Source organism: Mycobacterium sp. E3247 (assembly GCF_001667785.1).
Lineage (GTDB): Bacteria > Actinomycetota > Actinomycetes > Mycobacteriales > Mycobacteriaceae > Mycobacterium.
The window spans coordinates 1-12,206 of sequence record NZ_LZJG01000053.1 but is presented as its reverse complement, the minus strand read 5'-3'; the positions used below and the strand labels follow the sequence as shown (position 1 = coordinate 12,206).

Genomic DNA, 12,206 nt, shown 5'->3' with positions numbered 1-12,206 from the left:
CGCCGCGCGGATCACGCTGAGTGCGCTGCCGGCCGGGGTCGGCGTCCAGCTCGACGGCCATCCGGCCGAACCGACTTTGGCGGTGCCGGTGGGACGGCACCGCATCACCTTGGCCGCCCAGGCTGTTAATGAATGAGTTGTGGCTGCTCTACGGCCGCGGCTAGCTTGGGCAAAGCCATCATTGGGTGAATAGCTTCTGCGCGCGGTCTCGACGAGAATTTCGCGCGTGGCTCCCTTGTCGGTCGACCCCGAGGCGATGTACGCCGCCGGCAGCGCGGTGGCAGCCGCGGGTGAGGGGTTGGCAGCGAATCTGGCGGTGCTGACAGCCGGCTTTTCGGCGCACACCGGTGTCGACCGGGCCGGCGAGGTGTTCGGCTTGGCGTATCAGGAGAAGGCCGAGTCGGTGCTGAAGGCGGCCGCTGCTGCCGTCAACGCCTGCCGGAAGAGCGGTGCCATCATCCAGCAAGGTGCGTCGAACTACTCCAACGTCGAGGCGGCTTCGACGCTGGGCGGCGGGCGAGGAGCCTTGAACCCACCGTCCCCGCCGGCCGAGCTTGCCGCGCCGGGGCCGCCTGGGACGTGGGGGCCCGGCCAGCCGCCCCCACCGCTGTGGTCGTTCGTGCAAGCGTTTGTCCTCGAGGCGTGGCCCGATGGCGATGTGGCGGGTCTGCGTGCGGCGGCATCTCGTTGGCGTGCCTTCGGTGCGGCGGCCAAAGCTGTGCAGGGAACTCTCAACGCGTCGAAGACGCTGTTCGACAGCCAACACATTCCTGAAGGCGAGAAGATCGACAGCGCTTTGAACGAAATCGGCTCGTCGACAACGGTTATCGGCGAGCTGTGCGGCACGTTGGCCAGCACCATCGACGCATTCGCCAACAGGGTGGACCACGCCCAAACCGCGATCCGGGATCTGTTGCGTCGGATGGAGTCCCTGGGCGACCTCGGTCACGACGTCATGCTCATCATCGACGGTGACGCGTGGGATGAGATCAAACAGATCGTCAGCGACATCAACGCCGTGCTGCAGCATCTTGGGCAGGAAGCCAGGGCCTGCGAGCAGGCGATCAGGCTCGTCATGCAAGCAGCCGATCGCGAGGTCGTCACCTGCGAGAAGTACGCGCGCCGCGGGCTCGTCACATTCCTGGGCGACGACGTCGGCAACGCCGTCGCGACCCTAACCGACACCTGGATCAACGCCCATGAGGGTGTCCTCAAAGGTGCGGTCGGCATCGGGCTGGGCCTCGTCGACCTCAGCCCGCATTGGATCGTCGCCGATCCCCAGGGTGCGGCCGCCACCTGGACGGGCTTGGTGAAGAACACCTGGAAAGAAAGCTTGATCAACGCCGCGGTCAATCCCAAAGAATTCGCGGAGGCGAGGCTGCAGGAGCTGAAGGGCCTTGTGCATGCCGAGGATTGGAGTACCGCTCGCCCGGGATTAGGCGCCGGTGAAGTTGCACTCGACGGCGCCACCCTGTTCGCCCCGGGCCTTGGTGAGGCGGGTGCGGCGGCCGACGGTGCGGGCGCCGCTGCGCGCGGCGCAGAGGAAGAGGCGGAGGCCGCGGGTGGCGCTGCTGGGCGTGCCGGTGGGGAAGGCGCCGCGGGAGCGCGCGGTGCGCTGACCGACATCACCAAGGCCGGCGGCGACGTGACCAAGAACCTGAAAGACGTTGCGGGTGACTTGCCGGAAATCAAACCGCCCGCCGGCGGCACTCCTGTCGGTCTACCGTCCGGCAAGTCGCTCGAGGCGCCCGTCGAGGCGACACCACACCCGCCCGACGCGGCACCAGGCGCGCCGCACGATCCAACGGGCGCGCTGGGACCGACATCCCCGGAGACTCCCTCAGCCGGCGCCGAGCGCGGTCCACACGATCCGGCAGGGGCTCCGCCAGCAGCACCAGCGCCGGCGGGTACTGGTGGTCCCCATGAGCTGGTATCGCCCGCCGAGACTCCGGCTGCGTCACGTTCGCATGAACCTGTGTCCGCGCCTGCAGAGCCGTCGCACGCTCCGGCGCCAGTGAGCGGTCCACGTGATCCGGTGTCCGCTCAAGGAGAGGCTCGCGTCTCTCCGGTGGGCGCCGGAATACATGAACATCTCTCCGCCCCGTCAGAACGTCCGCACGAGCCTGCGCCCGTCGGGCGTCCGCATGAGGGGGCTGCGGCGCCGGTCGAGGGGCAACATGAGCGCCCGCCCGCGGCAAATCCCCGCGAACCGGGTTCCGTGCCGGGGGCCGGTCCGCGTGACCCTGCGTCGGTGCCTGCGGAGGGCTTGCATGAAACCGGAGCGAAATCTGCGGAGGCCCCACACGAGGCGCCCTGGGTGCGAGCAGAGCGCCCGCATGAGCCGATGACAATTCCCCCCAGTCCGCCCAGCGGCGCACCTCTTACCTCTGCGCCCGCCGCAATGGGGGAGCGTGCGCCGGCCGCAATTCCACAGCTGGCCGAGCATTCTCCCAGTCGCGCGCCGGCTCCACCTGGCGGACCGCCCGCTGAGCCACCGCCTGCTGCCCCGGTAACGAAGGCGGCCTCCCATTCATCACTGCCCGCCCGTCGTCCCCTCGAAGCGCAAACTCCGGGTCGCGGCCCGCATATGCCTGATGACGGTGGCCCCGCCATCGGTGGGCCGAAGCCACCGTTCGATGGTTTGTCAAAGCCTGGCGACACCAGCCTGCTTGGCTACCCCCCGTCAAAACTGCCACCCCACGACAGCGCGCCTCCTGCATCCGGCGAGAAGGCTGGTTGGCACGATGGTGCTGTTGATGGCGGCCATGATCAGAGCCTGCCAGTTCCGATGAACGCAGATGATCTGTCCGCACTTGCTGACTACACTGGCATGGGCTACAGAGACCTAAACGAGGCGTTAAGGAGCGAAGCTTTGGACGCGTCTCAATCCGCTCGAGTTGAAGCACTGAAGAATGCATTGAACAAACTTCCTCCGTATGAAGGGTCTGTGGTCCGTGGCACAAATCTGCCGCCCGAGGTACTTGCTCAGTATCGACCAGGAGAATACGTCATTGAAAAAGCATTCTTAAGCACTACGAAGAATCCAATAGTAGCACAGTCGTCCGCCTTCGCTGGAAATGTTGAGTTCAGAATTGTATCTTTTAGCGGTCGCGACGTTTCAGCGGTTTCGATGTTTCCTGCGGAGCAGGAGATCCTATTTCCGGCGCATACAAGGTTTCTGGTGTTAAGGAAAGCAATAGATCCACGAACGGGTCGGACAATTATCGACATGGTGGAGGATTAACCTGATGAAGCTGACCAATCCTCAAAGGAGGTGCATGTGAGGGAGATCGCGGGGAAGATATTCTTAACACGAGAAGAGGCCGGCGCGCCTCCGCCTTCGGCGGAAAAGCTTGCGCGTGCCCGGCAACTCCTCGATGAGTTCCAGGAGCAAGTAGATGCGGTAGCCGATGAAGACCGGCCTACCGAAATCTCACCAAAATTTTGGGACGACGTCTCAGGCACCGAGTATGACCCGCGAAGGCAAGGTGGCTAGACGTCGACGCGTAATGACCGGTGCGCAGGAAGTCTTCGATTGACTACTTTATACATCCGGTCCAATCCGGTCGGGGCGTTGTTTGGAGCTCTCTGACAACGAAGTTATTTGCCGCATGAGTGATGGAATTGTGAATTTTGAGGACATATTCGTCTCGTCAGATGATAGATACGCCATAGGCGTGGAAAAAGCCTCCGGCCGCTACTATATATCAATACCCGTGAGCAACGGCATTGTCGACTATGAAGAGTATTACGAACTTACGCCTGATCAGTACCGTCACTTTCTTGACGGCCGGGGAGCTGCAATCGAGTTCATAGACGCATGCCGTAGGAGGGAGCGCGACCATCTCCTCCTCCAGCCGCCCGGCAGTAACCGAGGAACACCTGTCTAAAGACGCACTACACAGTGGATCGGCGCGCCACGAGGCGCAGTAGAAAGGCGGATGCGGTGTAATGAGCAGAAAAATCGCCGGGAAGATCTTCTCTACGCCAGAAGAGGCGGGTGTGACCCCGCCGACAGAAGCGGAGTTGGCGAAGGCGTGTAGGGCTTTCGACGAATTTGAGCAGAAAGTAAAAGCAGTCGCTCCGGAAGACCGAGCAAAAGCTGTGTCACCCAAGTTTTGGGATGACATCTCGGGCACTGAATTGGACCCTCGCAGGAGAGCCCGCTAAGCGGACGGTGCGGTCGTCTGTCAGCGAACGCGACGGGCCTACTTCTCGCCCCGGTCCAATAAGCCCGACGACCCCAGCACTCGCTCCACGCGCACCTCGATGACCACCCGCCGCGGATTCGGGCGCGGAGTCCGGTAGCGCTGCGCGTAGCGCAGTTCGGCGTCGCGGACGGCGTCGCCGTCGCTGTTCACCTTCGACCGGCCCTCCAGTGACAACCACCGCGCGCCGTCGACCTGACTGAGCACTGCCACCCCGCCGCGGTCGGCGTTCACCGCTTTCTGCGATCCGCCGGTGGTGATGACCCGCGCGATGTGCGTCTTGGGGTCGAAGGTGAAACCCACCGCCACGACATGCGGTGAATTGTCGGCTCGCAGTGTGGTCAGCATGGCCAGATGTCGTTCGGACAGGAACGCCAGCGCATCGTCGGTGAGCCGGGTAGTGGTATTCGCCATCACCGCTCACGCTAGCGCAGGTCATAATCGCAGCCGTGGACGACACGGGCGCAGGTCCAGTACTGATCCTGGGCGGCCGCAGCGAGATCGGCATCGAGCTGGCGCGGCTCCTGGCGCCTGGGGCGACGGTGGTGCTGGCCGCGCGCGGGGCCGATCGACTCGACGAGCAGGTCGGCGCCCTCAGAGCCGCCGGCGCCACAGCGGTGCACACAGTCGAGTTCGACGCCGACGACCTCGCATCGCACGGTCCGCTGGTCGACTCGGTCGTCGCGGACCACGGACCCATCGCCACGGCGGTGCTGGCCTTCGGAATTCTCGGCGACCAAGCCCGCGCCGAAACCGACGCCGCACACGCGGTCGCCATCGTGCACACCGACTACGTCGCCCAGGTCAGCATGCTTACCCATCTGGCGACCGCGATGCGCACAGCCGACAGCGGCCAACTGGTGGTGTTCTCCTCGATCGCCGGCGCGCGCGTGCGTCGCGCCAATTACGTCTACGGCTCGGCCAAGGCCGGCCTGGACGGCTTCGCGAGCGGGCTGGCCGACGCCCTGCACGGCACCGGCGTGAAACTGCTGATCGCCCGACCGGGTTTCGTGATCGGACGCATGACGCAAGGTATGGATCCTGCGCCGCTGTCCAGCACGCCCGCCCAGGTGGCCGAGGCCACCGCGCGTGCGATGGCCAAGGGTCGACGCACCGTGTGGATCCCGTGGGCGCTGGGGTCAGCGGCCGCCGTGATGCGGCTGCTGCCGCACTCGCTGTGGCGCAGGATGCCGCGATGATCATCGTGGTCGGCATCGGGGCCGACGGCATGGCTGGGCTCGCGGAAACCTCCCGCAATGAATTACGCAGGGCCACAATAATTTACGGCTCGAAACGGCAACTCGACCTGCTCGACGAGACCGTGACCGCGCCGCGCCGGCAGTGGCCCTCGCCGATGCTGCCCGCCCTGCAAACCCTGCGAGACCGCCACGCCGAAGACATCCACGTGGTGGCCAGCGGTGACCCGCTCATGCACGGCATCGGGGGCACGCTGATCCGGCTCTACGGCCCCGAACACGTCCGGGTGCTGCCGCACGTGTCCTCGGTGACGCTGGCGTGTGCGCGGATGGGCTGGAACGCCCACGACACCGAGGTGATCAGCCTGGTCACCGCGCCGCCGCACACCGCGGTGCGCCGCGGCGGCCAAGCGATCGTGCTGTCGAAGAGCGCGGCCACGCCCCACGAACTCGCCGCACTGCTCGAAGCCCACGGCCGCGGCGATTCCGAATTGAGCGTCCTCGAAAACCTCGGTGGCCCAACCGAACGGCGTCGCGACGCCACCGCGCGTCAATGGGCCGCGGACGCGCCCCATGACGTCGACGACCTCAACGTCGTCGCCATCCGCTACCTGCCCGACGACCGACTGTCGCCGCTGCCCGACGACGCGTTCCGCCATGACGGGCAGATCACCAAGCACGGCATCCGCGCGGTCACGCTGGCGGCGCTGGCGCCGCGCCCGGGCGAGCGGCTATGGGACGTCGGCGCGGGCTCGGGCAGCATCAGCGTCCAGTGGTGTCTGAGCGGCAACGGTTGCAGCGCCGACGCATTCGAACGCGACGAACGACGCCGCCGCAACATCGCCTTCAACGCCGCGGCTTGCGGCGCCGCCATCGACATCCACGGCGACGCCCCGGAAGCCTTCGGCGGGCTCGACACGCCATCGGCGATCTTCATCGGCGGCGGCCTCACCCAACCCGGGCTCCTCGACGCCTGCCTCGCCAGCCTGCCGACCGGCGGCCGCCTCGTCGCCAACGCCGTCACCGCGGAATCCGAAGCGCTGCTGGCACAGTCGCATTCGCGCCTCGGCGGCCACCTGCGACGCTTCCAGCACTACCACGGCGAGCCGCTCGGCGGCTTCACCGGATGGCGCCCACAGATGCCGGTCACCCAGTGGTCGGTGACCAAGTGACGGTCTATTTCATCGGCGCGGGCCCGGGCGCCGCCGACCTGATCACCGTCCGCGGCCAGCGGCTCCTCGAAACGTGCCCAGTGTGCCTGTACGCGGGATCGATCATGCCCGACGACCTCCTGGCGCTGTGCCCGCCCGGGGCGAAAGTCATTGACACCGGCCCGCTGACGCTCGAGCAGATCATCACCGAACTCGCGGACGCCGACGCCGCCGGTCACGACGTCGCGCGCCTGCATTCCGGTGACCCGTCGCTCTATAGCGCGCTGGCTGAACAATGCCGACGGCTCGACACCCTGGGCATCGACTACGAAATCGTGCCCGGCGTAACGTCTTTCGCGGCGGCGGCGGCCGCGCTCAAGCGCGAGCTCACGGTCCCCGGGGTCGCGCAGACGGTGACGCTGACCCGGGTCGCGACCCTGTCGACGGCCATGCCGCCCGGGGAAGACCTGGCCACCCTTGCCCGATCCGGGGCCACGCTGGTCCTGCACCTGGCCGCGGCGCAGATCGATGCCATCGTGCCGCAACTCCTCGACGGCGGATATCGGCCCGAAACACCGGCCGCCGTCGTGGCTTTCGCGAGTTGGCCGCAAGAGACGGCACTGCGCGGCACGCTCGCCGACATCGCCGGGCAGACGCGCCAGGCCGGTATCACCAAGACGGCGGTGATCATCGTCGGTGACGTACTGGCCGCCGAGGGATTCACCGACAGCTACTTGTACTCGGCCGGGCGGACGCGGGGGAGCGGGCACTGATGCGAGTGCTGCTGCTCGGCGGCACGGCCGAAGGCCGCGCGCTTGCCAAGACCCTGCACCCGCGCGTCGACGTCGTCAGCTCCCTGGCCGGGCGGGTGCCGGACCCCGCCCTGCCGGTGGGCCCGGTACGCGTGGGCGGCTTCGGCGGCGTCGAGGGTCTCCGGCGCTGGCTGCACGAGGAAGGCATCGACGCCGTCATCGACGCGACCCATCCATTCGCCGCGACCATGACCGCGCACGCCGCGCAAGCGTGCGGCGAGTTGGAGATCCCGCATTTAGTCCTGGCCCGCCCGGCGTGGGAGCCCGGCGATGCGATCGTCGTCGAATCGAACACCACGGCCGCCGAAACCGTTGCAAAGGAACGCTTCTCGCGGGTATTCCTCACCACCGGACGCTCGGGGACGAGGGTCTTCGCCGACAGCAACGCGTGGTTTCTGATCCGCGCGGTCACCGAACCCGACCCCGCGTCCTTGCCGCGCCGTCACCAGCTGGTGCTCTCCCGCGGCCCGTATGACTACGACGGCGAGGTCGCGCTGCTGCGGGAGCACCGCATCGACGCATTGGTCACCAAGAACAGCGGGGGAAACCTGACCCGGGCGAAATTGAACGCCGCTGCGGCCCTGGGCATTCCGGTGGTGATGGTGGCGCGCCCGCCACTGCCGGCCGGGGTGAACGTGGTGGGCAGCGTCGAACAAGCCGCCGAATGGCTGACGGGACTGGATTAGCCGGTCAGGTCGTCGCGCTCGGCGTCGGCGGCCAGCAGCGCGTCGCGGGCGCGGGCGACGCGGGACCGGATCGTCCCGACCGGGCAGCCGCACACCGCCGCGGCGTCGGCATAGGGCAGCCCGAGCAATTGGGTGAGCAACAAGGCTTCTCGTTGCTCGGCGGTGAGGTTCGCGATCATCGTGGTGACCTCGACCAGGTCTTCGAATCCGCGCGCGTGGCGGTCGCCGCGCAGAACGTGCTCCGGGTCGGCGCCGACCGCGGCGCGCGGTCGCGACTGGACGTGGCGGATGTGATCGGCGACGACACGGCGCGCGATGGACAGCAGCCACGTCCGGGCGCTCGAGCGCCCGGAGAATCTTTCGATGGCGCCGATCGCGCGCAGGAAAGTCTCCTGGGTCAGGTCGTCGGCGCTGCCCGCGTCCGACAGATATGCGACGAACCGCCATACGTCTTGCTGGGTGGCCTTGATGAAAGCCTCGAGCGCCCTGTCGTTCCCACGCGCGGCTGCCAACGCGAACTCGGTAACGGCGTCGTCATCGCTCGAAGCGATCATGACCAACCACCTTTGTGTCGCGGGCTCACCGAGTCTACGACGTCCTGTCGTAGCTGCGGTGGCGGGGTCGGAAGCCGTTCGGTTGATGGGCCAGAGGTGACCGCGCCGTCGTGCTGCGGGAGACTCTGCCGGCCAGGCGGCATCGTCGGCGTGCCCGGACGCTCCGGCTCTTTCGGACCGCACCCGTTCCCGCGCCACCAGTAACGCGAACGCGAGTCCCAGCAGCAGGGGCATATGACTGGCGATCCGCGTCGCGGTGACGTCGCCGGCGAAGGCGTCGACGATCACGTAACCCAGTAGCGCGACCGAATAGACGCCCGTAATCGCCGCCACCCCAATCGCGGTGACGGGCCAGACGCCGGCGGCCACCATCGCCAGGCCCAGCGCCAGCAACCAGGCGGTGGACTCGTGCATCAAATGCTCTCCGGACATCGCGCCGTGCATGTGGCTCGACACCATCCCGAAATCGATGCCGCTGATTTGCGCGGCGGCGATCGCCACCTGGAAGAGACCGACACCGATCAGGCCCCAGCGCCGGTAGTGCTTGCGCAGCCAACGCATCCTGCGCTGGCGCCCGGAGGATTCCTCGCCGATGCTCGCCATGATCTTCGCGACCAGGTCGGGCCCCTCGCCCGGCTCGACGGTGGCCAGCCGGCGGGTCTGGGCCGCGGCGCCGATCAGCCAGGCGCGGCACCGCCGGCACGATTCCAGATGAGCGTCGACCTGCTGCGCGAGCACCTGGGGACGCTCGCCGTCCAGTCGAGCCGAAAGCGCCTCACGCGCCGCTTCACACCGCATCCCTGCATCGTTGCGCATGCCCGGTCGGGGTGCAAAGAGCGCTCGAAACGGCCGGCGGGAACTAATCCGTGCGGGAAACCGACCACTGAACATCAGCAGCCCACCCCCGACAGCCACCGAAGAGGTATTCGTGTTCGTGCCCGAAGGCCCCCGACGATGACCGCCCCGATCTGGATCGCCTTTCCTCCGGAAGTGCACTCGACCCTGCTCAGCAGCGGCCCCGGGCCCGGATCGCTGCTGACGGCCGCGGCGACGTGGTCGTCGATGAGCGGCCAATACGCCGACGCCGCAGCGGAACTGACCGGGCTTCTGGGCGCGGTGCAGGGCGGCGCATGGGAGGGACCCAGCGCCGAACAGTACGTCGCGGCACACGGGCCCTACCTGGCCTGGCTGCAGGAGAGTTCGGCCACGAGTGCGACCGCGGCCGCACTGCACGAAACCGCGGCCGGCGCTTACACCGCGGCGCTGGCCGCCATGCCGACGATGCCCCAGCTCGCGGCGAACCATGCGACCCACGCGGCGCTGGTCGCGACCAACTTCTTCGGCATCAACACCGTCCCGATCGCCGTGAACGAGGCCGACTACGCGCGCATGTGGGTGCAGGCCGCCACGACGATGACCACCTATCAGGTGGTGGCGGAATCCAGCCTCGCGGCGGTTCCGGCGAGCACGCCCGCGCCGCCGATCGTCACCCCGGGCGCGGATGCGAGCGTCACCACGATGCAAGCCGCCGACACCCAGCAGCAAGCCACCCAGACCTATCCGTCCTGGCAGGACCAACTGACGGCCTGGCTGCAGCAGTACACCAAGAACTTCGCCTGGCCGGTGTCCAAAGACCTCAACCCCGGCGGCTGGCCGTTCCCGCCGGTGCCGTTCGTCAATGGCCTCGCCTCGTTCTTCGGTCAGTTGGGCTTCTCGCCGGCCCTGTCCAGCGCGCTCGGCTGGGCGATCTTCCACACGCTGATGATCTTCTGGCCGTTCATGCAGGCCGCCATCCAGATGGCCGTGGTGCTGGCACCGATGGTCGTCTCCGTTCTGGGCGCCGCCGCGGCCGGAGGGGCGGCGGCGGCGATCACCGCGGTGAGCGTCGCGGCGCCGCTCTCGGCCAGCGCCCCGCTGCCGGCGCCCGCACCCGCCTCGGCGCCGATGGCGTCCGCGCCGGCTCCTACCATCAGCACGGCGCCGGCGAGCGTGAGCAACGCCCCGACGGTGTCGAGCGCCCCCGCGTCGACCGTGGCCAGCCCCACCGGGGGCGGGCCGGCCGGCGGCGGACCGGGCCCCGGCTTCAGCCCGACGGCCACGGACGGCATCGGCGCGGGCATGTCCGACGCCCTCTACGCTGCGGCGCTGTCGGGGCTGGCGGCGCGCGGCAGCGCCAGCGGCCGGGCCCGGCGGAAGTCGGAGGAACCGGCGCCCGACGACGTCGACGCACCCGCTGCGGCCGCGGCGGCCACAGCGGCCAGGAAGAAGGCCCGGGCCCGCCGGCGCCGCGCCGGTACCGCCACCGACCGCGCGTACCGCTACGAATTCCTGGACCTCGAACAGGATTCGGGCGCCGACGACGAGGACCTGGCCGCCGTGGGTGCCTCGGATCAGGGCGGGGGGCCGCTCGGATTCGCCGGGGCCGCAACGAGATCCGGTGTCGGCCGGCCGGCCGGGTTGGCGACGCTGACCCGCGGTGGGTTGGGCGACGGCCCCGCCGTGCCGATGATGCCCAGCAGCTGGGACGGCGACGCCTAGCCCAGGGGATAGCGGCGGGGCGTGAACACCCGGTCGCCGGAATCGCCCGGGTACCACTGGGTTTGCGAGGAACCGACGATCAGCAGGCAGCGCATGTCCACCTCGGCGGGATCCAGATCGGCCAGCCGCACCACACGCACGTCCTCGTCGGGGCCGGAAACGCTGCGGCCGATCACCACCGGCGTCCCCGGCTCGCGGTGTTCCAGGAGCAGGTCGCGCATCGCGGCGACCTGCCACGTCCGGGACGTGGAGGCAGGGTTGTAGATGGCCAGGACGAGGTCCGCGGCGGCCGCCGCGGACAACCGCTGAGCGATGATTTCCCACGGCTTGAGCCGGTCGGACAGCGAGATCACCGCGTAGTCGTGGCCCAGGGGAGCGCCCACCCGGCTGGCGACGGCCTGGGCGGCGGTCATCGCCGGAATGACCCGCACCCGAACTCCCGGCCACTCCTTGGCCTCTTCCAATACGGCGGTCGCCATGGCGAACACCCCGGGATCGCCCGACGACACCACCGCGACGGAGCGCCCTTGCTCGGCCAACGCGCAGGCCAGTCGGGCGCGCGCGGGTTCGTCGGTGTTGTCGCTGGGATGACGCCGCTGGCCGTCGCGCAGCGGGACGCGGTCGAGGTAGCCGCCGTAGCCGATCAGGTCGGTCGCGGCGGCCAGCTCGCGCCGGCTCTGCGGCGTCATCCAGTCGGCGTCGCCGGGTCCCAGACCCACCACCGCGACCGCTCCGGCCGGCGAGGGCTGCCGCCCGCGCCGCCCACCGGGCAGCATGGCCAGCGAGAAGTACGGCACCCCCGCCTCGTCGACCTCGGCGGCGGGCAGGATGCGCTGCCCGGCGGTGCTGGCCCGTTCGACGTAATACGCGTCGTCGAGCTGTCCGGTCGCCGAAAGCGCCTCGCGCACAGCGTGATACGAGCGACCAAGTTTCAGCACCACGGCGGCGTCGGCGTCGGCGAGGCGGCGGGTCAGCTCCGCGACCGGCAGGGTGCCCGGCAGCACCGACAGCACCTCGTCGCCGGCGACCAACGGGGTCGCGATGGCCGCGGAGGCGGCGCT

10 protein-coding genes and 1 pseudogene are annotated in these 12,206 nt (G+C 68.5%); 7 read left to right on the top strand and 4 right to left on the bottom strand.

Annotation, left to right across the window (positions count from 1 at the left end; genetic code table 11):
• The first annotated feature begins 226 nt into the window (after positions 1 to 226).
• Both A9X04_RS31285 and A9X04_RS29410 read left to right on the top strand, forming a co-directional pair.
• Complete coding sequence (locus A9X04_RS31285; RefSeq protein ID WP_231985649.1) at positions 227 to 3,244, top strand: ADP-ribosyltransferase domain-containing protein; 3,018 nt, start codon at positions 227 to 229, stop codon at positions 3,242 to 3,244.
• A gap of 382 nt (positions 3,245 to 3,626) precedes the next feature.
• Positions 3,627 to 3,890, top strand: a complete 264-nt coding sequence (locus A9X04_RS29410) for a hypothetical protein (RefSeq protein WP_082974772.1) — start codon at positions 3,627 to 3,629, stop codon at positions 3,888 to 3,890.
• A gap of 318 nt (positions 3,891 to 4,208) precedes the next feature.
• Here A9X04_RS29410 and A9X04_RS03010 read toward each other — a convergent pair whose 3' ends face one another.
• Entirely contained in the window at positions 4,209 to 4,622 is a 414-nt protein-coding gene (locus A9X04_RS03010) for a F420-dependent biliverdin reductase (RefSeq protein ID WP_067917614.1), read from the bottom strand.
• A 35-nt stretch (positions 4,623 to 4,657) separates the two neighbouring features.
• Between A9X04_RS03010 and A9X04_RS03005 the strand changes: the two genes are divergently transcribed.
• From A9X04_RS03005 to A9X04_RS02990, 4 genes are read left to right on the top strand one after another with little or no spacing between them, the layout of a single operon-like run.
• Complete coding sequence (locus A9X04_RS03005; protein ID WP_067917612.1) at positions 4,658 to 5,407, top strand: SDR family NAD(P)-dependent oxidoreductase; 750 nt, start codon at positions 4,658 to 4,660, stop codon at positions 5,405 to 5,407.
• Positions 5,404 to 6,576 (top strand): bifunctional cobalt-precorrin-7 (C(5))-methyltransferase/cobalt-precorrin-6B (C(15))-methyltransferase, encoded by a 1,173-nt coding sequence (locus A9X04_RS03000; RefSeq protein WP_067917620.1) that lies wholly within the window; start codon positions 5,404 to 5,406, stop codon positions 6,574 to 6,576. Before A9X04_RS03005 ends, A9X04_RS03000 begins: the two co-directional genes overlap by 4 nt.
• Entirely contained in the window at positions 6,573 to 7,328 is a 756-nt protein-coding gene (gene cobM, locus A9X04_RS02995; RefSeq protein WP_067917610.1) for a precorrin-4 C(11)-methyltransferase, read from the top strand. The genes A9X04_RS03000 and cobM overlap by 4 nt, the downstream gene beginning before the upstream one ends.
• Positions 7,328 to 8,053, top strand: a complete 726-nt coding sequence (locus A9X04_RS02990) for a cobalt-precorrin-6A reductase (protein WP_067917608.1) — start codon at positions 7,328 to 7,330, stop codon at positions 8,051 to 8,053. Before cobM ends, A9X04_RS02990 begins: the two co-directional genes overlap by 1 nt.
• On the opposite strand, the gene sigC is transcribed toward A9X04_RS02990, so the two are convergent.
• Together sigC and A9X04_RS31275 are read right to left on the bottom strand one after the other, a co-directional pair.
• Positions 8,050 to 8,607, bottom strand: a complete 558-nt coding sequence (gene sigC, locus A9X04_RS31280) for an RNA polymerase sigma factor SigC (RefSeq protein WP_231980219.1) — start codon at positions 8,605 to 8,607, stop codon at positions 8,050 to 8,052. The genes A9X04_RS02990 and sigC overlap by 4 nt on opposite strands.
• A gap of 171 nt (positions 8,608 to 8,778) precedes the next feature.
• Positions 8,779 to 9,405: pseudogene (locus tag A9X04_RS31275) on the bottom strand (DUF2275 domain-containing protein); the annotation flags it as partial.
• Between the two features lie 156 nt (positions 9,406 to 9,561).
• Between A9X04_RS31275 and A9X04_RS02980 the strand changes: the two are divergent.
• Entirely contained in the window at positions 9,562 to 11,145 is a 1,584-nt protein-coding gene (locus A9X04_RS02980; RefSeq protein ID WP_067917604.1) for a PPE family protein, read from the top strand.
• Here the strand turns inward: A9X04_RS02980 and cobJ are convergent.
• Positions 11,142 to 12,206, bottom strand: a 1,065-nt coding sequence (cobJ, locus tag A9X04_RS02975; RefSeq protein WP_067917602.1) for a precorrin-3B C(17)-methyltransferase, incomplete at its 5' end; no start/stop codon positions are given. The two genes, A9X04_RS02980 and cobJ, sit on opposite strands and share 4 nt — an antisense overlap.

Bases quoted from the DNA above. Each gene is read 5' to 3' on its own strand.
- sigC (WP_231980219.1), bottom strand. From the start codon at position 8,607: ATGATCGCTTCGAGCGATGACGACGCCGTTACCGAGTTCGCGTTGGCA.
- A9X04_RS03000 (WP_067917620.1), top strand. From the start codon at position 5,404: ATGATCATCGTGGTCGGCATCGGGGCCGACGGCATGGCTGGGCTCGCG.
- A9X04_RS03010 (WP_067917614.1), bottom strand. From the start codon at position 4,622: ATGGCGAATACCACTACCCGGCTCACCGACGATGCGCTGGCGTTCCTG.
- A9X04_RS02980 (WP_067917604.1), top strand. From the start codon at position 9,562: ATGACCGCCCCGATCTGGATCGCCTTTCCTCCGGAAGTGCACTCGACC.
- A9X04_RS02990 (WP_067917608.1), top strand. From the start codon at position 7,328: ATGCGAGTGCTGCTGCTCGGCGGCACGGCCGAAGGCCGCGCGCTTGCC.